Origin of the sequence: Acinetobacter soli (assembly GCF_000760595.1) — a bacterium.
Lineage (GTDB): Bacteria > Pseudomonadota > Gammaproteobacteria > Pseudomonadales > Moraxellaceae > Acinetobacter > Acinetobacter soli.
Window position 1 is genome coordinate 16,813 of sequence record NZ_BBNM01000001.1, and the last position, 24,280, is coordinate 41,092.

Below are 24,280 nucleotides of genomic sequence, written 5' to 3' on the forward strand. Positions count from 1 at the left end.
TTTATAATACTATGTTGAACATGGTAGTGAAGCAACCATTTAGACGTTTTTTACTTCTCGGCAGTTTTTTTCTTACTGCCAGCTGCTCTCAGGCGAACGACTTTATCACCGATCCAAATTATTCAGGCTTTAAGCAAAAAACGATGGCCACTTATGGTCTGACTGCCGAGCAAGTCGACAATGCGATGTCAGGCGCCAAAAATCTTCCCAATATTTTAAACATCATGACACGTCCGGGTGAGAGTAAGCCATGGTATGACTATAAAGCCATGTTTTTGAGCGAAGGTACTATTCAGCGTGGTGTACGTTTTAAAAATCAGTACGCAGATGTTTTAAACCGCGCAGAACAGCAATTTGGTGTGCCGCAATCGATTATCTTGGGTATTTTAGGGGTCGAAACAGGCTATGGCGCAAACAAAGGCTCGTTTATCACGCGTGACGCACTTGCGACTCTGGCTTTTGGTTACCCTCGCCGAGCAGATTATTTTAGTGATGAATTAGGTGCTTTGATCGCTTGGACATATAAAGAAGGCTACCCAACCAACAGTATCGTGGGTTCTTATGCGGGTGCGATTGGTTATCCTCAATTTATGCCAAGCAACATTACCAAGTTTGGTGTTGATTACGATGCAAGTGGGCATATTGACCTACGCAATTCTGCTGAAGATGCAATTGCGTCAATTGCAAATTACCTTGCTCAAAATGGCTGGCAACGAAATCAACCGATTGGATTTGCCGCACGTTATACAGGTAATACGCCAGATACAATTATTGCAAAGGATCTAACCCAGCCTACCCCTTATGGCGCACTCAAAACGCAAGGTGTTACGCCGCTAAATCCGATTGTGAAAATCGATGATCTTGACTTGGTGAACGTTATACAATTACAAGAAAATTATGGTCCTATGTACTATATTACCTATCCAAATTTTCAAGTCATTACGACCTATAACCGCAGCAGAATGTATGCCACAGCGGTTTGGTTGTTGGGTACCGAAGTCGCCAGTAGATGATGGAATTTTTTAAAAATATATAAAAGTCAATAAATATTTTTGTTAAAAAGAGCACTAAATAGCCATTTTAAACTTAATGTTACAATTTAGGTTATTTTTTGCTCATTTTTTGTGAGATTTTGTCCTTTTTGTAACTTTTTTACTTCAAACACTAGACACTCTGCAAAGCCGATGAATATCATCCCCCTCCATAAAGCAATTGCAAAAGTGAATAAATTAGGCTGTTCACATTATTTTGGCTACTTGCTAAGCCTTGTGAATTGTCTCTAGGAGTTTAAGTAATGCAGTTAACGTTAAAGTACGCTTTAGCACTCAGTATTGGACTGGCAGTTATCCAGTCACAAGCAGAAATGGTTCCTGCATCATCTCTTAATGGCGATGCAGACGGTTCAAGCTTGGCTGCTCGCGTCTTGAATAAAGATTCGCAGAACAACTTCAATTCCCATTTCTCTAATTTAAATAGTCTTTCAATCACCGAAAGTTCGGGTGACAAAATCCGTCGTCAAACTATCGCGGCTAAAATCGAGATCCCTGAAGAAGAGCCTTCAGTGATTGAAAAATTAAACTCTGTAGCATCGAACACTGTTCGTAAATTTAGCCAGACCGGTATCGCATCTTGGTATGGTCGTCAGTTTCATGGTCGTAAAACGGCTAACGGTGAAACTTTCGACATGAACGAGCTTACTGCAGCACACCGTAGTCTGCCGCTGAATTGCTACATTCGCGTGACCAACAAAGACAACGGCAAAAGTGTCGTGGTTAAAGTCAACGATCGAGGTCCATTTCATGGCAATCGAGTCGTAGATTTATCTTACGCAGCAGCTAAACGCATTGGACTCGCGAGTGCGGGTACAGGCAAAGTAAGTATTGAGCGTGTTGATGGTCCAAATTCATAAGCTTTAGCTCCTTCACTTTTGCAATAAAGAGGCCACCATCCGGTGGTTTCTTTATTTTTGTTCGATACATTCTTGTTCTGATGTGTGAATGTTTAAGTTAAAATGATTAGCCGTGGTTCACAATGCAATTTTACGAAACGATCACTTTTTAAACACAAAAACTAACCAAATTGTAGCTTAGTCTTAATTTGCTCTGATTCGCGTGCTATACAACAAAATCTCTCCAAAGCTACCCTAGTAGCAAAAATGTTTAAAGATGCGGTTTAACGCGAGCTTATAAGGCAAATTCGAGAAAGTTTTAAGGTCACTTTTGCTCAAAATGGTTTTTCCAATTGTTTTAAACGTTTTTGGCGATGAATTTTACATTTTTTAGATTTGTTCGCCCGAGTCAAAAATCTGTTTTGACCGCATGCATATTGTGTTTTATATTCGTTAAGTAAAGGAATAAATAAAACAAGGATGATCCACATGAAAACCATTACGGAATGGTTTGACGAATACAGCCAAAGCCATCAAAACCAAACCAATAAAAAAATTCATTGGGTGTGCGTACCTGCAATTTTGTTTTCAATTATTGGTTTGATTTACCATTTTAGTGCATTACTGACCGCACTCCTGATTGTACTTTCACTGATATTTTATGCACGATTAGATTTAGTCCTTGCCGTGGCAATGGCGGCTCTAGTTGCTGTCATGGCATGGCTGATCTATGTATTGCCTGTTGGCGTGGGGTTTTATATTGGTGTTTTTATTGTGGCGTGGATTGGGCAATTCTACGGCCATAAGGTTGAAGGCAAAAAACCTTCCTTTTTAAAAGATGTACAATTTCTGTTGATTGGTCCGCTCTGGTGCATGGATGCCTACTTGGCTAAAATTTTACCCAGCTGGAAAAGTAAACAACAATTAAATTAACACAGACTCTCGGCATTTAATGAATAACTTAAATGTTTCACTGGAAGCATCTCTTCATTACTGATAGATGCTTCCATTAAATTTTAGCCAGCCATTTAAGTGCCTGCCTTTCGGGTCACGATGCGTCCAGTGTATAACACCGCCTTTTGGCGTGTACTCATATTCACCATAAAACTCTACACGATCACCTTTTTGCAAGCCTTGTAAACGCGGCGATAAGTTGATGTTATGTGCAATAAGTACTGTTTGACCATTTTCCAATCTTAAGATAAATTTCTGGTGCCGTGACCCTTGATTATCGTCAGGCAAAACGGCTTTGACCTGCCCTGCTCCTTGTACCTGAACATTGCTTTTTTTCTGCTCGAAAGCCAATTTGATTGCATCGTTGTTAAAATCTTGAGTAGTGACTTGCGATGTTTGAATTTGCGATGCAACATGAGGCTCACGTTGGTTTAAAATAAAAAAATACACCAGCAAAAAGGCGATAACAACCACAACGATGTAGGTATTTATTTTTTTCATTTTTAAAATATCCATTTTTGTCTAAAAAAAAGCCCCTAAATTAGGGGCTTTTTTTTACAAAATAAGTAATTATTTTGCAGCGGCTTGAGCAGCAGCAACTTCTTCAGCGAAGCTCATTTCTGCTTTTTTCTCAATACCTTCACCCACTTCGAAACGTACAAATTCAACAATAGTCGTTTCAGTTGCTTTAAGTACATCAGCAACTTTCTTGTCATTGTCGATTACATACATTTGACGATCAAGTGCAACTTCGTTCAAGTATTTATCAACTGAACCAGATACCATTTTTTCTACGATATTTGCAGGTTTGCCAGATTCAATTGCTTTTGCTTCAGCAATTTCTTTCTCTTTTGCAACTAGATCTGCTGGTACTGCATCAGCACTTACCGCAACTGGATTGAACGCTGCAACGTGCATTGCAATACCTTTACCAGTTTCTGCGCTACCTGTAAATGATACAACAACACCGATGCGAAGACCGTGTTTGTAAACTGCAAGGTTTTGACCTTCAACAATTTTCGCACGACGAACTTGGATGTTTTCACCAATTTTTTGAACAAGAGCAATACGCGCTTCTTCAACTGATTGACCGTCTTCCAATTTAAGTTCAGCAATTTTTTCAGCTTCAGTTACACCTGAAGCAAGAATTGCTTTTGCAACCGCATTAGAGAAGTTAGAGAAGTTTTCGTCTTTTGCAACGAAGTCAGTTTGACAGTTTACTTCTACCAATGCTGCTTTGTTACCGTCTTGAACGATTGTGATCGCGCCATCAGCTGCAATGTTACCTGCTTTTTTCGCTGCTTTTGCTTGACCAGATTTACGAAGGTTATCAATCGCAAGCTCGATATCGCCATTCGCTTCTGTTAATGCTTTTTTGCATTCCATCATTGCAAGACCAGTACGGTCACGTAATTCTTTTACCATGCTTGCAGAAATTGCAGTCATGTTGTTCTCCTAAATAGGTAGAAAAAGTAAATCTTTGAACAAAAACGGCCCAAGGAAACTCTGGGCCGTTTGCTTTTTTTCGACGCTTAATTTGCCACCCTTACATGTCGCAAAAATGACAATCAGGCGTCAAACGCATTAAGCCTCAGAAGCAGCTGCTGCTTCTTCGCCTTTAGCTTGAGCATTCGCTTGAGATTGCGCGTATTCTTTACCAGCAAGAATTGCATCAGCCATAGCTGAAGCATATAAAGTTACTGCACGAATCGCATCATCGTTACCCGGGATAACGTAGTCTACGTTGTCTGGGTTAGAGTTTGTATCAACGATACCAATTACAGGAATACCAAGGTTTTTAGCTTCTTTAATTGCAATCGCTTCGTGATCAACGTCGATTACAAATAATGCGTCAGGTAAACCACCCATGTTTTTAACACCGCCTAAAGAACGCTCAAGTTTCTCCATCTCACGGCTACGCTCTAATGCTTCACGCTTAGTCAGCTTAGCAAAAGTACCATCTTGAGATTGAGTTTGAAGATCTTTCAAACGGCTGATAGATTGGCGAAGTGTTTTCCAGTTCGTCAACATACCACCTAACCAACGGTGATCTACATATGGTTGACCAGCGCGTTGAGCTTGTTCACGGATGATGTTAGAAGCAGCACGTTTAGTACCAACGAACAAAACTTTGTTCTTTTTGCTTGCTAATTGGTTAGCGAAGTTCAAAGCATCATTTAACGCAGGAACAGTGTGCTCAAGGTTGATGATGTGAATTTTGTTGCGTGCGCCAAAAATGTATTGACGCATTTTTGGGTTCCAGAAACGAGTTTGGTGACCAAAGTGCGCGCCTGCTTGAAGAAGGTCGCGCATGCTTACGTTGTAATCTGCCATTTTCTTTACCTTAAAGTTGGGTTAGGCCTCCATATGTCCGCATTCTCCACCTATTGCTAGGCACCCAGAGTAATGTGACGACATATGTGCGGATTTTTTCCTATTTCATCTACGCAATTCATAAAATATATTCACGAAAAGCATTTGATAAAATGGGCGGGTATTTATACCATAACTGCTTTGAAATTACCAAAAGTTTTTAAGTATCATGAATAGTACGTACACGGCTCCAAGTCGACTGATTAAAACTCCTGAAGAAATTGAAAAAATGCGTATCGCAGGACGACTGGCGGCTGAAGTTCTTGACATGATTAAACCGTATATTCAGCCAGGCGTGAGCACGCTTGAGCTGGATCGAATCTGTCATGATCATATCGTCAATGTTCAACAGGCCATTCCGGCATGTCTGGGCTATGGCGCAGCGCCAGGTCGTCCAGCGTTTCAGCACACCATTTGTACCTCTGTTAACCACGTGGTGTGTCACGGGATTCCATCTGCTGAAAAGATTCTCAAAAAAGGCGATATTTTAAATATCGACGTAACTGTGATTAAAGATGGTTACCATGGCGACACCAACATGATGTATGTGGTAGGTGGAGAAACTTCAATTCTAGCAAATCGTTTATGCAATGTGGCACAAGAAGCCATGTACCGCGGCATGCAAACGGTTCGTGCCGGCTCATTTATTGGTGACATTGGTCATGCCATTCAAAAGTATGTCGAATCTGAGCGTTTCAGTGTGGTGCGTGAATATTGTGGTCATGGTATCGGGACTGTATTCCATGATGAGCCACAAGTTTTACACTACGGTCAGAAAGGCACTGGCATGCAACTCGAAGCAGGCATGACTTTTACCATTGAGCCAATGGTCAACGCTGGTGTTTGGCAAACCAAATTGCTTGGCGACAAATGGACTGTGGTCACCAAAGACCACAAATTCTCTGCACAGTTTGAACACACGATTTTGGTGACTGAAACTGGACTCGAAGTGCTCACTGCTCGTCCAGAAGAAGATTTGTCTCGTTTTATGTAAAACTTAAAATTTGTGTGTTTAAAAGGCCATCAAGATGGCCTTTTTTATTGACTTTAGCGTTCATTCATATTTCCTTCATAATTCCAAACTTCATTTCTTTTTGCTACATATGGAATATTTTATTTTACAGGATCTGCTCGTTTTAACATTTAAGATGTTTTTTAGAAAAATGATCACAAAAACTGGACATGGAGTCCCTTCAAATGAACAAATCTTTTGCTGGCTTAATGACAAGCCTCTTATTCATTTCTGCGCATAGCCATGCTGCCTCACCTTACTTTAGCTTAAAAGATGGCGATGGATTTAAACGCTTTTCCGTTTCAGCTGGCTGGTTACATGCCATGCCGCAAGGGAAAGCCAACCCCGTTAGAATCAATACCCCAATTGCCGAAGGTACACAGTCTAAAGTAGGTGATGTCTCGACGGATAGCGTACTCAATGCCATTGACCAAAGCACTGTTTCAGGTAAGGCATGGTATACCCTACTTAATTCGGGCTATAAGGGCTTACTTGGAGGTAATACCTTACCTGCGGCATTATCTGGTACTGCAACCATTAATGGCTTGTCACAATGGGAAGCACCAAATTCGGGTCTTGAAGCCGATGATGTCGATACTCTTGGCCTACTGTTTAACTATAATTTTACTGATAATTTATCGCTTGAGATTAAAGGTGGTATCCCGCCTAAGGTCGATATTTTAGGTAAAGGTACAATTTATGCACCTCTCTCTGGCGCTGCCACTCCCTTAAAAGACGGTTCGTTGCTGGGTAATGCCTTGGGTAATATTATTGGTTCAGCAGGTGGTAATATCCCACTAAAACAAGACATCAAAATTACAGATTTATCTCAAGGGAAGCGTGCTTCATCTGTACGGGCATGGTTACCTGCAGCAGAACTACAGTACCAGTTTGGTAAATCTGGTGTAAATAAATTCAGACCCTACGTGGGAGTGGGCGTGATGTATGCCTATTTTAATGACATTAAGCTAAACCCTGGGATTGAATCCGATCTGATCACCGCAGGTAATATGATCCGGAACATTCAGGACAACAAAGCGGGCGCAGCATTAGATAAAAAAACATCAAGCGCCAATCCAGTGGTAAAAGTAGATGCAGCCGATGCATTCGCACCGATTGCCACAGTGGGTGCAACTTATGACTTTAATGATAGCTGGTTCGCAGTGGGTTCTGTGTCTTATGCCAAACTTAACAGTGAAGCAAAAATTACGGTTACCGATGGTAATACTGGCGCAGAGCTAATCAACTCAAAAACAAAAATCGATATTGATCCAATCATTACTTATGTCGGTGTCGGTTATCGTTTCTAAATGCAAGATTAAGCTGTTTTAAATATAAATTAAAAGCAACTTCGGTTGCTTTTTTTTACATAAGTGAGATTAAAAAGAAAGAGTGTCGAATGTGACTATTGTTATCTGATAATAATAAATAGATAAAAAACAAAAGACTGTACTAAGATTCCAGCTTTTCATAATCTATTCACTTTTTATCATTTCATTGTTTGTATGGGATTTCATATGCTCAAAACCAGCCAAATTAGAATACGAGTAGATTTACATGAGCAGTCTCACACCACTCTCACAAGCGATCCATAATGCGCCGCGCTGGCATGAACCTAAACATCTTCAACCTAGTGAAGAAATTCAGATTCAACCACTTGAGCATGCTGCTTTGGGTGCTATTGTGACTGGGCTCGATGCAAAAAAAGCGCAAACTGGCGAAACCATCTTTAAGTTAAAACAGGCTTTGGCACAGCATCTGGTACTTATTTTTAAAAAACAGCAACTCGATGATTTACAGTTTTTAGCATTTGCCAGTTATTTTGGCTCAATTTTCCGACCAAGCAAAGACAATCCCGTGTTGGGATATGATCTGGAAACAGGCGTACCACCCGATGTTGTACCCGTATCTAATGCCGTGGGGCACGGCGACTATACAGGGCACGGCGAACTGGCACCCCATGCCGATCACCAATGGACACCTCTACCCTCTTTTGGTTCATTGCTGTATGCAATTGAATTACCCAAAGCGGGTGGAAAAACATCATGGATCAATACCATTGCAGCCTATGAAGCACTCGACGACGATCTCAAACAACATATTCGTTCACTGCAATTGATTACTTACAATCCATTTGTACGCGCTCAAAGCAACGACGGTTCAAAAGCTAATGGGCATACTCCATTGTATCGTTTTGATGATCAGCCTGTCTTAGGTCATGCTTATCCTCAGCCACTGATTCGGACACATGCAGAATCTGGCAGATCAGCTCTTTGGCTCAGTGCAAAAAATGAAGTTGAACTGGTAAATTACAATGATATTGCCGGGGCAGAATTAATTGCACGCTTACGCGAACATTTGGCTCAACCTGAATTTCGCTATACGCATGATTGGGAAGTCGGAGATATCGTGTTTTGGGACAATCAAGTTACCTTACATGCACGTGAGACTTTTCCTTCAGAGCAGCGACGCTTATTAAAACGTATTAGTCTGGCTGGTGGTCGTCCGTTCTAATTGTCATAAAAGTATCAAATTTTTTTGATCTAATAAAAATAAAAAACAAAAATAATGTTCAACTTATCAACGCAAAAGCCCGTCAAACGACGGGCTTCATTTTTAGCTACATCATACTCAAGTTTAAATCTTAAAATAAACGATTTAGACCATTCAATGCTGCAACACGGTAGGCTTCAGCCATGGTCGGATAGTTAAAGGTCGTTTCCATAAAATACTTTAATGTATTATTTGGACTTTGCATTACAGCCTGACCAATGTGAATAATTTCAGACGCATTATTACCAAAACAATGAATCCCTAAAATTTCCAAGCTATCGCGGTGGAACAAGATTTTAAGCTCGCCCACAGTATCACCCGTAATTTGTGCGCGCGCCAAATGACGAAACGATGATTGTCCTACTTCGTAAGGAATTTTTTCTTCTGTCAGCTCTTGCTCAGTTTTACCAAAACACGAAATTTCTGGAATGGTATAAATACCAGTTGGAATATCGGTTACAGGTTTTACGTTTTCTTCGCCACTCATATTTGCACCGGCACAGCGCCCTTGGTCATAAGCTGCTGATGCTAGAGATGGCCAACCTACGACATCGCCCGCGGCATAGATATTTTCCACTTCAGTCTGATATTTCTCGTTCACTGCCAGCTGGCCACGGCCATTTGGTTTCAGGCCAACATTTTCTAAGCCCAAACCATCGGTATTACCTGAGCGTCCGTTACACCACAAAATCGCATCGGCTTTGATTTTTTTACCACTTTGTAAATGTAACACCACATAATCATCGTGCGTTTCCAGATAATCAATTTGTTCATTATGACGAATCAGCACGCCTTGTTCACGTAAGTGATATGACAATGCATCGGCAATTTCATCATCGAGATAGCTCAGAAGCTTATGTTGCGTGTTAATCAAATCGACTTTGTGATTCAAACCAATAAAAATTGATGCATATTCACAGCCAATTACGCCTGCGCCGTAGATAATAATTTTATGAATGGTGTAGTCGAGATCTAGAATCTTGTCTGAATCAAACACACGTTTATGATTAAAGTCTAGACCTTTGGGTTGATAAGGACGGCTACCGGTCGCAATCACAAGTTGATCAAAAATAATGGTTTCTTTGATTCCTTCAGGCGTAAACACCAACACCGTATTTTGATCTTGAATGTATGCACGACCATTGAACACATCAATATTGTTTCGATCGTAAAAACGAGTATGTGTAGATACTTGTTGCTGAATCACGCGATGGGCATTACTGAGTACCTGTTTCATGGTGAATTTTTTCCATTCACCCACTTTTTGAAACATTGGATCACGTTGATAACGAATAATACTTGATACTGTCTGACGCAATGCCTTACTCGGAATCGTTCCGACATGGGTACAGTTTCCACCCATCTGTTCACGAATATCTACAATTGCAACACGCTTACCTGCTTTTGCAAGCTTCATTGCCGCGCCTTCGCCCGCAGGTCCTGAACCGAGAACTAACGCATCATATCTGATGAAATTCCCACTAACGACCTCTTTCTTACGTGGCATTTAAAGCTCCTTCAATCCGATCAGTTGAAACATTTTATAATAAATAGGGGCACTATGCTGCCCAATAATGTATTTCTCAAGCCTATATTATGCAATAACGACATTTTTTATATGAATAATGAATTTGCCCCATTTTAGACTAAGTCCGTTATAATAATGTCAATTAAAATTCTCGCGAATAACATTGGAATTGTTAACTATGTCTGAAAACCGTAAACCTGAACAGGGTGTAAAACTACGTGGTGCGGAAAAAGTAGCCCGAATTCCTGTAAAAGTTGTTCCTACGGTTGAAGTACCGCGCAAGCCAGACTGGATTCGCGTCAAAATGACGGCACCAGAAGAGGTGCAACGAATTAAGACCACTTTACGTGCACAAAAACTTCACACGGTATGTGAAGAAGCTGCTTGTCCGAATCTGCCTGAATGTTTTGGTGGTGGCACAGCAACCTTCATGATCATGGGCGATATCTGTACGCGCCGTTGTCCGTTTTGTGATGTTGCACACGGTCGACCAAATGCACTAGATGCAGATGAACCTCGCCACATGGCAGAAACCATTGCCAATTTAAAGCTTAAATACGCGGTGATTACCTCTGTTGACCGTGATGACCTTCTAGACGGCGGTGCACAGCACTTTGTCGACTGTATTAAAGAAGCGCGCGCATTAAGCCCGACCACCTTACTTGAAATTCTGGTACCAGATTTCCGTGGTCGTATGGATATTGCGCTTCGAATCATGACTGAATGTCCGCCAGATGTGTTTAACCATAATATCGAGACGGTTCCACGCTTGTACAAAGCAATGCGTCCAGGTTCTGATTATCAGCATTCTTTAACATTACTTAAGATGTTTAAAGAATATTGCCCAGATATTCCAACCAAATGTGGCTTGATGGTGGGTATTGGCGAAACTGAAGAAGAAGTGATTGCCCTACTTGATGATCTGCGTGCGCATGATGTCGATTACGTCACGATCGGGCAATATCTACAACCCTCTAAACAGCACGCACCGATCGATCGATTTGTCAGCCCAGAAGAGTTTGAGCGCTATGCAGAGCATGGTCGTAAACTCGGTTTTCGTAATATCTGGTCGGCACCAATGGTACGTTCAAGCTACTTTGCAGATCGTCAGTATCATGGTGAGCCAGTCCCTGCTGTTCGTCGTAAAACAGATCCAGCCAAAAAAATTAATGTACAAACTATCGAAGCCTAAATTTAGTTTAGCTTCAAAGTCGAAAAAAGCCTCTCATTTTGAGAGGCTTTTTTTTGTTGAAAAAACGCCAAATTAGTTTAACGTTTTGTGACAAATCAACAACATAGCTCACATTTTTTACATTTTAATATACAATAGTCATTGAAAGTACAAAAATAACTTGTTTATCTTGATCAATATAAAGGGAAATACAAAATTAATTCATGATTAATCAGATTGCCCCTAAAAACGACAAATCGCGTCATTGATTCAAATAAAGAAGTTCCTGTTTTAGTTACCTGTTAGCGCATTAATTTTAATTCTAAATGCAACAACCCAAGGAGTAAGTATGACTTTTTTCCTGTTTATCGTTGCTCTACTGGTACAAATCTTCACTGTTTGGGCTGTATTTTATTTCAGCGTTTCCAGAAGTGTCGGAAGTATTGTGACCATTATTGTGGCCTTGGCCTGTGCTTTTGTATTTACTGCATGGTCACTCTTGTTAGGTATTCCACTTATTCTGCTCAGCGTCATCTTGCTGGTCGATCCATTACGCTTTGGTCTGATCACTAAACCTGCCTATAAAACTCTAGCCAACTCAATGCCAAGCATCAGCACAACAGAACAAGAAGCGCTTGAAGCAGGCACAAGCTGGTGGGAAAAAGAACTTTTTACAGGCGCACCTGATTGGAATACATTCAATGCCTATGCTTTTCCACAATTATCTGAAGAAGAGCAAGCCTATCTGGACACTGAAGTTGAACAACTTTGTAGCATGTTAGATGAATGGGAAATTCATCATAAAGGTAAAGATTTACCCGAGCATGTATGGCAATTCATTAAAGATAAAGGTTTTTTAAGTTTAATTATTCCTAAATCTTACGGCGGTAAAGAATTTAGTTCATTTGCGCAAAGCCGCATCATGAGTAAAATTGCTTCTCGCTCCCTCACCGCTGCTGTAAGTTGTATGGTGCCAAACTCATTGGGACCAGGTGAGCTTTTGATGCACTACGGCACAGACGAACAAAAGCAACGCTACTTGCCGGGTTTGGCTGCTGGTACAGAAATTCCATGTTTTGGTCTAACAAGTCCAGAGGCCGGTTCAGATGCTGGTGCAATTCCCGACACAGGTGTAGTGTGTTACGGCGAATACGAAGGTCAGGAAGTTCTTGGCTTACGTATGAACTTCTCTAAACGTTGGATTACCCTCGCACCAGTTGCGACTGTGGTGGGTCTGGCATTTAAACTTTATGATCCGGATGGATTGCTTGGCGATACGTCTAAAAATGAATACGGCATTACCTGTGCCTTAATTCCTGCCACACATCACGGAATTCAGATTGGTGCGCGGCACTATCCTGGCTCGCCATTTATGAATGGTACTGTAGAAGGCCGTGATGTTTTTATTCCAATCGACTGGATTATCGGTGGCCCTAAAAATGCTGGGCGTGGCTGGCGTATGCTCATGGAGTGTCTCGGTGTTGGCCGTGGTATTTCACTTCCTGCACTTGCAACGTCTGCAGGCGAAATGAGCTATTTGACGGTGGGTGCATTTGCTAAAGTACGCGAACAGTTCAAACTGTCTGTAGGCAAGTTTGAAGGTGTGCAAGAAGCCACCAGCGATATTGCCAGCGATACGTATATGCTTGAGGCATTTCGCTACTTTGTGACCTGTGGTCTAAATGAAGGCGGCAAACCTGCTGTCATGACCGCCATGGCGAAATATTACGCCACTGAAACTATGCGTAAAGTTATCAACCATGGTATGGATGTTGTCGGCGGACGTGCGATTCAGCTTGGACCACGTAACTTTTTGGCCCTGTCTTATCAAGCCATTCCAGTTGCAATTACAGTTGAAGGCGCCAATATTCTTACCCGCTCATTGATGATCTTTGGGCAGGGTTCGATGCGCTGTCATCCCTACTTGTTTGATGAACTACAACTGCTTCAATCGAACGACAAGCAATCTGCGATCAAGCAGTTTCATGAGATTTTGTTTAAGCATCTTGGATATACCTTTAACCGTGGGGCGCGCTCATTTGCTTATGGCTTTACCGGGGGATCAAGCGATTCACCCGTCATTTCGGATGACTTTACCCAGCCTTACTACAAGATCATCAATCGCTTTAGTGCCAATCTTGCACTGACTGCGGATATGTCTTTGGGACTACTGGCAGGTGATATTAAACGTAAAGAAATGCTTTCGGGTCGTTTGGCCGATATCCACGCGCATATCTTCATTGCCAGTGCGATTTTGAAATACTACGCTTATGGTACAAAATCGGAAGCAGAACAACTGCATGCAAAATTAGCACTGGAAAAATCACTTTATACCGTTCAAGAAGCATTTTTCGGGTTATTTGAAAACTTTCCGGTCAAACTGGGTGCAGCTTTGGTCAAATTCGTGTGCTTCCCGCTTGGTCGCCCACTCTCCAAACCAAGTGATGATCTTAAACAAGCTGTAGCGGATTTGATGATTAAAGAAAATCCTTTCCGTGCCGAGCTTAAAAAGCATGTGTTCTATACACAAGATCCAGATGATGTGACAGGTCGACTTGAGTCTACGTTCCAGATGCTCCTGCAAATTGAACCACTCTGGCATAAGTTTAAAAAAGCTGAATCTAAAGATCAGTTTAAAGGTCTTACTTTTGAAGAGCATATTACAGATGCGGTGAGTCAGGGTTTTATCACTGAATCTGAAGCACAAAGCCTGATTGTCTATAATGCAAAACGCTTCGACAGCATGCTCACCGATGTGTTTGATATGCAACTCAAGGAAGATTTAGAGCTGGATAATCCTCATCTTCCACGAACAGGCGAAGCAACCTTCGATCTTGATCGTATTTAACTCAATCGATAGATTATGGTAAAAGCGTCTTCGGACGCTTTTATTTTATTGAGAGGAAAATCGAAATGTCACGAGACGACTATAATAATGGACTGAAAATACGCACCGAAGTCATGGGCGAGCACTTTGTTAAACGTGCCCAAGACAATACCGTACCTTTTACAGCACCATTGCAGGATTGGATCAACGAACATGCATGGGGGTCGACATGGCAACGTGACGGTGTTTTACCACGTAAATACCGCTCATTGATTACCCTAGCGATGCTGACAGCACTCAAAGCTCCCACTGAACTCAAAGGTCATGTTCGCGGTGCATTGAACAATGGATGCACTGTAGAAGAAATTCAGGAAACCTTGCTGCACTCATTGCCATATTGCGGCGCACCAGCAGCACAAGAAGCGTTTCGTGCGGCGCTTGAAGTAATTGAGGAGTATCAACTCAAGCAATCTGATTAAAACAACTGGATACCGTTTCTTCCATGTCGTTTCACCAGATATAGCGCCTTATCTGCGACACCAAACCAGTCTGAGACAGACTGTGCACTCTCAGATGAGGCAATCCCGATACTGACTGTGGTAAAAAAAGCTGAATCTGTCGACAATCTAATCTGCTGTACAGCAGATTGAATGTTTTGCGCCAACTGAATAACATCCTCATCAGATCGATTCATAACAATAATCGCAAGCTCATCCCCACCAAACCGAGCCGGTGTATCTTCAGGTCCACTCATTTGTCGTAAAAGGTCTGACATCTGACTTAAAAAGTAATCACCTTCATCGTGACCATAGTTATCGTTGATGTGTTTGAAATAATCTACATCCAGAAGCAGTAAATGTGCGGTCACGCTACTATTTTGCGTCTGAGCAAAAGTCGTTGCTAAACGCTGCTCAAACAACCTTCGATTGGGAATTTGTAGTCGGGGATCTATTAAGGCAATACGCTCATATTCATGGTTTTTATCAATTAATTGGATTGCCAGATTACGGGTGAGCACACTCAGCGACATCAAATAGATCGTCGCCAATGGTAATGACCACCACACCATTTGGGGGCTCAACGCGAGATTTAGCTTAAAGCCAGCCAATCCCCACACCATAATCAGTGTAATAAATAGTGCGATGAGCGAAGGTCTTAGAATCTTCCATCCGCCCGCTGCATATCGATCTGAAATTAAAATTGCCAATAATATCAACGAGGGAAAAGGACTCAATTGCATCATTGCGATCCAGAAGCCACCCAATGCACCGTCAATAATCAAACTGATATTGGTTAAGCGCACCACATTTGAGGAATTCATCGCAACTACATAGGCAGTTAAAGGCCAAATTAATGCATTAAAAGCCAATAACACATAAAATTCGTATTTATAATTTAAAAAATACAGAACCGATGCGATTGACATGAAGCACAGCAATGAGCCAACTTGACGCATTACAAAGATTCGAAAAACATAACGTTTTCGACGCGTCATTAAAATTGTGTTGTCCGTTTTTATGTATGGCATGATCGGCTGCTATATAAAAATTGAAAGTAACTGCCTATACGTTCTGAAAAAGTAGATCCATCACTTTTGTCATTATTAATTCTAACTGTCTTTTTAGTGAAATATAATAGATTTACTTCATAATTCCATTTTTTTTATATGCGGTATCCAAAAACCCAATATATATCACATATTATTCAATGAAATTGAATCCTACAACCTAACCAGAAAATTACGATAAATATTTATTATTTTGCTTAATACCAAAGTAATTTAAATTTTTTTACATAAAACACGTACAGCATGTACAGATTGTTCATGATCATGCAACACATCAGATCGCGTGTTCGTCTTAAACTTATAATCAATTGATATTTAATTAGTTTAAGCACAGTTAAAACAGCCAAATTTGCCATTTTGATTGCGCAACAAACTGATTATTGGTTCGATTTTATGCATATGTTCTCTAAACATCACTTTACTTTGTTAAAAAGTTAAAGTGAGTTTAACCACAAGGAACCGTTGATTCATGTCTAGAAAAACAACAACACCACTCGGTATTGATGATGTCGAGATTGTCGACTACGACAAGACCAAAAAAGCTATTAAGGCTGCAGCTCTGGGGAATGCAATCGAATGGTTTGATTTTGGTGTATACGGCTACGTCGCCTATATCTTAGGTAAAGTATTTTTTCCAAATGCTTCACCCAGTGTTCAAATGATTGCAGCACTGGCCACTTTCTCTATTCCTTTTATTTTCAGGCCTCTTGGGGGGCTTTTTTTTGGTCGTTTAGGCGATAAATATGGCCGGCAAAAAGTTTTAGCGATCACCATTATCATCATGTCTGTGAGTACCTTTGGTATTGGCTTAATTCCCTCTTATGAAAGCATTGGAATATGGGCACCAATTTTACTGTTAATTGTGAAAATTGCGCAGGGCTTTTCCGTAGGCGGTGAGTATGCAGGCGCCGCAATCTTTGTGGCCGAGTATTCTCCAGACCGTAAACGCGGCTTCATGGGGAGCTGGTTAGATTTTGGCTCTATTTTGGGTTTTGTGGTCGGCGCAGGTGTTGTTTCAGTCATTAGCTTCGCCGTAGGCGAAAATGCCTTTATGGAATGGGGCTGGAGAATTCCGTTTTATCTTGCACTGCCTTTGGGTCTGATTGGATTGTATTTACGCCATAGCTTAGATGAAACACCTACATTTCAAGCCCATACTGAAACTCAAAGCCAATTAAAAAAACCGAAAAAAATTGGATTTATGCAAATCTTGCGTCAGCATAAACGTAGTTTAATGGTGTGCGTGGGTCTGGTTATTTGTACCAATGTCACCTACTACATGCTACTTACGTACTTGCCCAGCTACTTTTCGCATAACTTAGGCTATTCAGAAGATCATGGCGTGCTGATCATTATCGCAGTTATGGTGGGTATGTTATTTGTACAGCCTTTTGTGGGTATGCTGAGCGATAAAATCGGACGTAGACCATTCGTGTTTGCGGGCAGTATTGCGCTTGTATTGTTTGCTTATCCTGCATTTGTATTACTCGACACCAACAACACCCTATTGATCTTTTTAGGCTTGTTAATTTTAGCGCTGTCATTAAATATGTTGATTGGTGTAATGGCATCTACCCTGCCTGCATTGTTTCCAACCGAAATCCGCTATAGCGCGCTTGCAATTGCCTTTAATATTTCTGTTGTCATTGCCGGTTTGACACCAACCATTACAGCCACTTTGGTTGAAACCACACACAATATTATGATTCCGGCTTATTATCTGATGGTTTGTGGTGTATTTGGAATTATCACCGCAATTTATCTGAAAGAAACCGCCAACCTACCATTAAAAGGCGCAACGCCAATGGCAGTGGACAGCGATGAAGCGGAAGAGTTACTTGAGCAATATCACGGTAATATCGAACAAAAAATTGAGCAAATTGATGAGCAAATTGATGCGTTGCAAAAAAAACGCGACAAACTTGCTAAACAACATCCAGATATCGATTAAGTCATATAAATAAGTGGGCAATATTGCCCACTTTTTTAATGCTATTTAAAAGAATATTTTAGTTTAACTTGGCCGAATGCATCAGTTGAACCCGACGATCATCGATCAGGATCACTTGTCGGCAAATGCCCTCGGCCTTGCGCTGATGCTCAAATACGAGCTTTGGCATTGGGTCAAAACTATCAAAAAAACAGATCTCTTGATCGTCAATACTATATACCAAAGACTGATTTCCTATTCCATCCAGCGTGTCATACGAGACAATGGCCATTTTGCCCTGTTCAATTGCTGTTTGAATCGCCTCGTAGGAGATTGCAGGTTCTATAGCAATATCACGCGTACGTGCTTCCTGATAAAGCTTGCGTTCACTGGCATCGATATGCGGATCTTCATCGGTATAAAAAGCCACCTGAAAGCCAAGCGTATCGAGTGCCACTGCCAATGCAATGGTAAAAGTACCCTGCTCCGGATCGTGCTGACATAATCTTGCAATTTCGCCAACATCCATTTCAATACCGTGATGTTGAAACAGCATCCATAAAGAAAAAACCCCACAATTGGCCTCAAGATGAAGTAATGATTCAGGAATATTTAAAGCCATCGAATTGAGCTCGCTGTTTATTTATGCGAATCATACACAAAACAGCGTTGGCACTATAGTGATTTCCAAGTACAATACTTCACTAGTCGAGGGATGCTGCGACGATTGATTGGCACTAAGAATCAATTCGCCAGGCTCGACGATCGGTCAATTGAAAGTGCTTGCACCAACTGACCAACAACGGCATCCGCGAACTGAATGATCAATATTTGTTTTTTTAATAGGAGATCGTGATGAACGCGGTTAATGCTTCATTTACTGATTACAAAGTTGCTGACATCTCTTTAGCAGAATACGGCCGTAAAGAAATTAAACTTGCAGAAGCTGAAATGCCAGCTTTGATTGGTTTGCGTAAGCGTTATGCAGCAGACAAACCACTTGCAGGTGCAAAAATTCTGGGTTGTATTCACATGACCATCCAGACTGCTGTACTTATCGAGACTTTGGTTGAACTTGGTGCAGAAGTACGTTGGACATCATGCAATATTTTCTCGACACAAGATCATGCAGCAGCAGCAATTGCGGCGCGTGGTATTCCTGTATTTGCATGGAAAGGCGAGACAGAAGAAGAATACAACTGGTGTCTTGAACAGCAGATCAATGTGAACGGCAAACCATGGGATGCCAACATGATCCTGGACGATGGCGGTGACTTAACTGCACTTGTTCACACCAACTACCCTGCGCTTTTAGACCGTATTCACGGGATTACAGAAGAAACCACGACAGGTGTTCAGCGTCTACTCGAAATGTGGAAAGATGGCAGCCTGAAAGTACCTGCAATCAACGTAAATGATTCTGTGACCAAGTCAAAAAATGACAATAAATACGGTTGCCGCCACTCTCTAAACGATGCGATCAAACGTGCAACGGATATGTTTTTATCAGGCCGCCGTGCATTAGTGATTGGCTATGGCGACGTAGGTAAAGGTTCTGCTCAATCACTTCGTCAAGAAGGCATGATTGTACGTGTGACTGAAGTCGACCCGATTTGTGCTATGCAAGCCTGCATGGACGGTTACGAAGTCGTTTCACCGTACAAAAACGGTATTCAAACGGGTAAAAAAGAAGACATCAACCTTGATCTTCTTCAAAACACCGATTTGATTGTAACCACAACTGGTAACTACCATGTTTGTGATGCTGCAATGCTTGATACTTTAAAAGCGGGCGCAGTGGTATGTAACATCGGTCACTTCGATACCGAAATTGATACCAACTACTTACGCGGCTATAAGTGGGTTGAAGTGAAGCCACAAGTTCACCAAGTTTACCGCACAGAAAACGACCAAGATTACTTGATCTTGCTTTCTGAAGGCCGTCTGGTTAACTTAGGCAACGCGACTGGTCACCCTTCACGTGTGATGGATGGTTCATTTGCAAACCAAGTATTGGGTCAAATGCATTTGTTCCAAGAAAAATTTGCTGATCTTCCTGCTGAAGAAAAAGCGGAAAAAATTCGTGTAGAAGTACTACCGAAGAAACTTGACGAAGAAGTTGCTGCTGCAATGGTGGTTGGCTTTGGTGGTGTGCTTACACAACTGACAAATGTTCAGGCCGACTATCTGGGTGTACCAGTTGAAGGTCCATACAAGTCTGACGCTTATAAGTACTAAGAAATATAGGGCAGACGTTTAACGGACTGCCCTTTTTTCTGGTATCGTTTCACTGAGTTAAAAGGATTTGATGATGACCAAACGTGTTCCAATTTCATTTGAGTTTTTCCCACCTAAAACAGACATTGGTGCTGAAAAGTTAATTACAGTACACCAAGATCTACAGCAGCTTCAGCCAGAGTTTTTTTCGATTACATATGGTGCAGGCGGTTCAACACGTGAGCGTACCCTTGCAGCAATCAAAGAATTCAATGGTAAAGGCACGCCTGTTGCACCACATTTGTCGTGTATTGGCGATGATAAAGCCAGAATTGCCGAATTGCTTGATTTATATGTTGCGCAAGGGATTAACAAAATTGTGGCATTACGTGGTGATCTACCTTCAGGTCAGGTGGGTTTAGGCGAACTGCCGTATGCTCAAGATCTGGTTAGATTTATACGCGAGCATTCTGGTGATCATTTTCATATTGAAGTTGCAGCCTATCCTGAAATGCACCCTCAGGCAGAAACATTCGATCAAGATATTCAGCGTTTTACTGAAAAAGTCAATGCAGGCGCAAATTCTGCGATTACACAGTTTTTCTTTAATCCAGATGCGTATTTTTACTTTTTAGATCGCCTTCAAAAGCAAGGCATTACCATTCCGGTCGCTCCGGGAATTATGCCGATTACCAATGCCAGTAATTTGATACGTTTTGCTGACGGTACTGGTGCAGAAATACCGCGCTGGATTCGCAAACAACTACAAGCATACGGTGATGATAGCCGCAGTATCAAAGCATTTGGTCATGAAGTGATCCTGAAACTCTGTGAGCGCCTCATCGATGGCGGCGCACCAAGTTTGCATTTTTACACCATGAACACCACAGAACCTACTCGCCAACTCGTTGTTGATTTAGGTTTGAACTAACTTTTTTGAGTCACATCCCAATGAACCGTTTTTTTATCGAAGCAGATCTTCATGTCGACACGCAACTCTTGTTAACCGAGTCTGTATTTCATCATTGGGTTCGTGTGTTGCGCGCACAATTGAATGATCAGGCTGTTTTTTTTAATGGTCAGGGCGGTGAATATCATGTCCGCCTTATTGAAATCAATAAAAAAAATGCCACTGTACAAGTCGAGGCATTTGATGCAACGGATCGTAGCCCACGCTTTAAAGCCTTGCTTGGGCAGGTCATGAGTAAAGGCGATCGTATGGATTATGCAATTCAGAAAGCCACTGAACTAGGAGTCGATCAGATTCAACTTCTTACCAGTGAACGCTGTGAGATGCGTCTAAAATACGATCGTGATCAAAAGAAGCTGGATCATTGGCAAAGTGTAGCAATCGCGGCATGTGAACAATGCGGTTTAAATCGTGTGCCTCAAATTTTAGCACCCATTGCACTTCATGAATGGTTGCAGTCTGATTCACTTCCAGCGACCAAATTGGTACTGGCCCCCGAAAAAGAGCAATCCCCCGTTTTGCAACATGCAAATCAGGCACTGGCTTTACTGATTGGCCCCGAGGGTGGCTTGAGCGAATCTGAAATCAGTGCGGCCAATCAAGCAGGCTTCATCAACTGGTGTATTGGTGAGCGTGTACTACGCACGGAAACCGCACCTGTAGTTGCTTTATCAATTTTGAACTATCACTTTAGTGCTTAACATTTTGGTGATCTAATCACCTCAACTTCATATTCAACAAGCGATGCGCTATTAATCGCTAAAATCTATAAGTTAGATCACGCAGGGTTTTTTTCAAAAAAAATCTGGTCAGTGTGGTCTGACCTCGCTATACAGGTAAAGGCGAACTTTATTGAATTTTGATATTTTTTGACTGTGAGAAGTATCGAACTAATGATATATTCGATTGAATTTAGCCCATTACACCCCCTGTATTTGACTAGTTAAACACTTGTAACAACCGAGACTCAGATGGACGATCAATCATTAAAACAGGCTGCTTTGTATTACCACGAAAACCCAACTCCGGGGAAAATCAGCGTTACGCCGAGTAAGCAGCTTGTCAATCAGCATGACTTAGCACTTGCATACTCACCTGGCGTTGCGGCTCCATGTTTAGAGATTGAACGTGATCCTTCAGCTGCTGCAAAATATACGGCACGTGGTAACTTGGTCGCCGTTGTCAGTAATGGTACTGCTGTTTTAGGTCTAGGCAATATCGGACCTTTGGCATCTAAGCCAGTGATGGAAGGTAAAGGCGTTTTATTTAAAAAATTCGCTGGTGTAGATGTATTTGACATCGAAATTGATGAAAATGATCCAGACAAAATTGTGGATATTGTTGCAGCGTTAGAACCTACTTTTGGTGGGATCAACCTTGAAGACATCAAAGCGCCAGAATGTTTTTATATCGAGAAAAAACTTCGTGAACGCATGAACATTCCTGTGTTTCATGACGATCAGCACGGAACAAGTATTATTGTCGGTTCTGCCCTATTAAATGCACTTCAAATCGTCAACAAAAAGATTGAAGACATTAAAATTGTGGCATCAGGCGCAGGTGCAGCGGCACTTTCTTGCTTAGATTTACTTTGTGCTATTGGCGTAAATAAAGAAAATATTATCGTTGCGGACTCACGCGGCCTAATCACAACTTCTCGTGACGGCTTGGACGATTCCAAAAAACGTTATGTTCAAGACATTACTGCCACTCAACTTCACGAAGTGATGGCGGGAGCAGATATGTTCCTTGGCCTTTCAGCTGCGGGTATTCTCACCAAAGAAATGGTGAAGGTGATGGCTGAAAACCCAATCATCTTTGCTTTGGCCAACCCAGATCCTGAAATTTTACCTGAAGATGCGCATGCTGTGCGTCCAGATGTCATTATGGCAACTGGTCGTTCAGACTATCCAAACCAAGTAAACAACGCACTGTGCTTCCCGTACATTTTCCGTGGCGCATTGGATGTGGGCGCAACCACAATCAATGAAGATATGAAGATTGCTTGTGTACACGCGATTGCGCGTATGGCACACATTGAAGCCGATGCTGCAACTTACGGTGAGAAATCAGCATCTTTTGGTCGTGATTACCTCATTCCACGCCCGCTTGATCAACGTTTGATTCTTGAAATTGCACCTGCCGTAGCAAAAGCAGCAATGGATTCTGGCGTAGCGACTCGTCCAATCGAAGATTTTTCTGCGTATCGCCAAAAACTGTCTGAGTTTGTATATAACTCAGCGTTTATTATGAAGCCTATTTTCTCTCAGGCAAAAACCGATCCTAAACGTATCGCATATGCTGAAGGTGAAGATTACCGCGTGTTACGTACAGCACAAATTGCAGTGGACGACGGTATTGCCTTCCCTGTTTTGGTTGGTCGTACTGCTGTCATTGAAGCCAATATCAAAAAATTGGGGCTTCGCTTGGAAAATGGCGTAAACGTTGAAATTGTTGACCAAGAAAATAATCCGCTTTACGAAGAGTTCTGGAAAGATTACTACCAGATTATGCAGCGTAAAGGCGTGACTGTTGAATATGCTCAACGTGAAGCTCGTCGCCGCTCGACCTTAATTGCAGCGATGCTGGTGAAGTTTGGTAAAGCAGACGGTATGCTTTGCGGTACTTATAGTAGCTACGATATTCATTTAGACTTTGTTAGCAACATTATTGGGCTTAAAGAAGGTTCAAATACGTTCTTCACTCTCAATGCCTTGATGCTTGAAGATCGTAACTTGTTTATTGCAGATACTTATGTCAATACCAATCCAAGCGCAGAACAACTGGTCGAAATGACTATTCTGGCAGCTGAAGAAGTGCGTCGTTTTGGTATTACACCACGTGTTGCACTCCTTTCACACTCAAGCTTTGGTAGCAATCAGCATGATCCAAGTGCGCAAAAAATGCGTGAAGTGCATCGTTTACTCAGTGAACGTGCGCCTGAGCTTGAAGTTGAAGGCGAAATGCACGGTGATGCAGCACTTGATGAGAGCATTCGTCATTCTGCATTCCCAAGCTCAAGCTTTAAAGGTTCTGCAAACTTGTTGATCATGCCAAATCTTGATGCGGCAAACATTTCGTTTAACCTGTTAAAAGCAACGTCTGGTAACAACGTGACGATTGGCCCAATTTTGCTTGGTGCTGCAAAACCTGTACATATCTTGACGCCAACAGCAACAACACGTCGTGTGTTAAACATGACCGCCTTGACTGTAGCAGAAATTCAGCAAAGTGAAGCATAAGCCTTTGCTTTATTGAAAAGCACATTTTTGTGACTTGTGAAAACCTCT

The 24,280-nt window shown here is 41.7% G+C and carries 20 protein-coding genes; 14 read left to right on the forward strand and 6 right to left on the reverse strand.

What is annotated here, in order from left to right:
• Positions 1-11 precede the first annotated feature (11 nt).
• The 3 genes from mltB (at position 12) to Aso01_RS00110 (ending at position 2,821) form a co-directional block, all read left to right on the forward strand.
• The gene (gene mltB / locus Aso01_RS00100) at positions 12-1,013 is read left to right on the forward strand and encodes a lytic murein transglycosylase B (RefSeq protein ID WP_004938512.1); all 1,002 of its coding nucleotides are present in this window, start codon (positions 12-14) and stop codon (positions 1,011-1,013) included.
• A 281-nt stretch (positions 1,014-1,294) separates the two neighbouring features.
• On the forward strand, positions 1,295-1,909 hold the full coding sequence (locus Aso01_RS00105) for a septal ring lytic transglycosylase RlpA family protein (RefSeq protein WP_004938515.1): 615 nt from the start codon (positions 1,295-1,297) through the stop codon (positions 1,907-1,909).
• A 468-nt stretch (positions 1,910-2,377) separates the two neighbouring features.
• On the forward strand, positions 2,378-2,821 hold the full coding sequence (locus Aso01_RS00110; protein WP_004938518.1) for an Mpo1 family 2-hydroxy fatty acid dioxygenase: 444 nt from the start codon (positions 2,378-2,380) through the stop codon (positions 2,819-2,821).
• 57 nt (positions 2,822-2,878) lie between these two features.
• On the opposite strand, the gene Aso01_RS00115 is transcribed toward Aso01_RS00110, so the two are convergent.
• From Aso01_RS00115 to rpsB, 3 genes are all read right to left on the reverse strand, one after another.
• Positions 2,879-3,343, reverse strand: a complete 465-nt coding sequence (locus Aso01_RS00115; protein WP_004938521.1) for a DUF3465 domain-containing protein — start codon at positions 3,341-3,343, stop codon at positions 2,879-2,881.
• Between the two features lie 69 nt (positions 3,344-3,412).
• On the reverse strand, positions 3,413-4,288 hold the full coding sequence (tsf, locus tag Aso01_RS00120) for a translation elongation factor Ts (protein ID WP_004938524.1): 876 nt from the start codon (positions 4,286-4,288) through the stop codon (positions 3,413-3,415).
• Between the two features lie 138 nt (positions 4,289-4,426).
• Positions 4,427-5,176 (reverse strand): 30S ribosomal protein S2, encoded by a 750-nt coding sequence (gene rpsB / locus Aso01_RS00125; RefSeq protein WP_004938527.1) that lies wholly within the window; start codon positions 5,174-5,176, stop codon positions 4,427-4,429.
• A 208-nt stretch (positions 5,177-5,384) separates the two neighbouring features.
• On the opposite strand from rpsB, the gene map reads away from it, so the two are divergent.
• The 3 genes from map to Aso01_RS00140 all read left to right on the forward strand — a co-directional run bounded on the left by map (position 5,385) and on the right by Aso01_RS00140 (position 8,741).
• On the forward strand, positions 5,385-6,209 hold the full coding sequence (map, locus tag Aso01_RS00130) for a type I methionyl aminopeptidase (RefSeq protein WP_004938530.1): 825 nt from the start codon (positions 5,385-5,387) through the stop codon (positions 6,207-6,209).
• A 203-nt stretch (positions 6,210-6,412) separates the two neighbouring features.
• Positions 6,413-7,537: an OmpW/AlkL family protein gene (locus tag Aso01_RS00135; RefSeq protein WP_004938535.1), complete on the forward strand. Its 1,125-nt coding sequence runs from the start codon at positions 6,413-6,415 to the stop codon at positions 7,535-7,537.
• A 247-nt stretch (positions 7,538-7,784) separates the two neighbouring features.
• Positions 7,785-8,741 (forward strand): TauD/TfdA dioxygenase family protein, encoded by a 957-nt coding sequence (locus Aso01_RS00140; protein ID WP_004938540.1) that lies wholly within the window; start codon positions 7,785-7,787, stop codon positions 8,739-8,741.
• A 130-nt stretch (positions 8,742-8,871) separates the two neighbouring features.
• On the opposite strand, the gene sthA is transcribed toward Aso01_RS00140, so the two are convergent.
• A complete protein-coding gene (sthA, locus tag Aso01_RS00145) occupies positions 8,872-10,287 on the reverse strand; it encodes a Si-specific NAD(P)(+) transhydrogenase (RefSeq protein WP_004938543.1) in 1,416 nt (471 codons plus the stop codon).
• A 199-nt stretch (positions 10,288-10,486) separates the two neighbouring features.
• Between sthA and lipA the strand changes: the two genes are divergently transcribed.
• The 3 genes from lipA to Aso01_RS00160 all read left to right on the forward strand — a co-directional run bounded on the left by lipA (position 10,487) and on the right by Aso01_RS00160 (position 14,785).
• Positions 10,487-11,500, forward strand: a complete 1,014-nt coding sequence (gene lipA / locus Aso01_RS00150) for a lipoyl synthase (protein ID WP_004938546.1) — start codon at positions 10,487-10,489, stop codon at positions 11,498-11,500.
• A 328-nt stretch (positions 11,501-11,828) separates the two neighbouring features.
• Positions 11,829-14,327: an acyl-CoA dehydrogenase gene (locus Aso01_RS00155; protein ID WP_004938549.1), complete on the forward strand. Its 2,499-nt coding sequence runs from the start codon at positions 11,829-11,831 to the stop codon at positions 14,325-14,327.
• Positions 14,328-14,392: 65 nt separating this feature from the next.
• Entirely contained in the window at positions 14,393-14,785 is a 393-nt protein-coding gene (locus Aso01_RS00160) for a carboxymuconolactone decarboxylase family protein (RefSeq protein ID WP_004938552.1), read from the forward strand.
• Here Aso01_RS00160 and Aso01_RS00165 read toward each other — a convergent pair.
• Entirely contained in the window at positions 14,782-15,834 is a 1,053-nt protein-coding gene (locus Aso01_RS00165; protein ID WP_004938555.1) for a sensor domain-containing diguanylate cyclase, read from the reverse strand. The two genes, Aso01_RS00160 and Aso01_RS00165, sit on opposite strands and share 4 nt — an antisense overlap.
• Positions 15,835-16,342: 508 nt before the next feature.
• Between Aso01_RS00165 and proP the strand changes: the two genes are divergently transcribed.
• Positions 16,343-17,824 carry a glycine betaine/L-proline transporter ProP gene (gene proP / locus Aso01_RS00170; RefSeq protein WP_004938558.1) on the forward strand — a complete coding sequence of 494 codons (1,482 nt, stop codon included), beginning with the start codon at positions 16,343-16,345 and terminating at the stop codon, positions 17,822-17,824.
• Between the two features lie 58 nt (positions 17,825-17,882).
• On the opposite strand, the gene Aso01_RS00175 is transcribed toward proP, so the two are convergent.
• Positions 17,883-18,425 carry a cysteine peptidase family C39 domain-containing protein gene (locus Aso01_RS00175; protein ID WP_004938561.1) on the reverse strand — a complete coding sequence of 181 codons (543 nt, stop codon included), beginning with the start codon at positions 18,423-18,425 and terminating at the stop codon, positions 17,883-17,885.
• Between the two features lie 233 nt (positions 18,426-18,658).
• On the opposite strand from Aso01_RS00175, the gene ahcY reads away from it, so the two are divergent.
• The 4 genes from ahcY (at position 18,659) to Aso01_RS00195 (ending at position 24,232) form a co-directional block, all read left to right on the forward strand.
• The gene (gene ahcY, locus Aso01_RS00180; RefSeq protein WP_004938564.1) at positions 18,659-20,041 is read left to right on the forward strand and encodes an adenosylhomocysteinase; all 1,383 of its coding nucleotides are present in this window, start codon (positions 18,659-18,661) and stop codon (positions 20,039-20,041) included.
• 73 nt (positions 20,042-20,114) lie between these two features.
• On the forward strand, positions 20,115-20,951 hold the full coding sequence (gene metF / locus Aso01_RS00185) for a methylenetetrahydrofolate reductase [NAD(P)H] (protein ID WP_004938566.1): 837 nt from the start codon (positions 20,115-20,117) through the stop codon (positions 20,949-20,951).
• Between the two features lie 20 nt (positions 20,952-20,971).
• Positions 20,972-21,691, forward strand: coding sequence for a 16S rRNA (uracil(1498)-N(3))-methyltransferase (locus Aso01_RS00190; protein WP_004938569.1), 720 nt, complete (start codon positions 20,972-20,974; stop codon positions 21,689-21,691).
• A gap of 270 nt (positions 21,692-21,961) precedes the next feature.
• A complete protein-coding gene (locus Aso01_RS00195) occupies positions 21,962-24,232 on the forward strand; it encodes an NADP-dependent malic enzyme (RefSeq protein WP_004938572.1) in 2,271 nt (756 codons plus the stop codon).
• Positions 24,233-24,280: the final 48 nt, after the last annotated feature.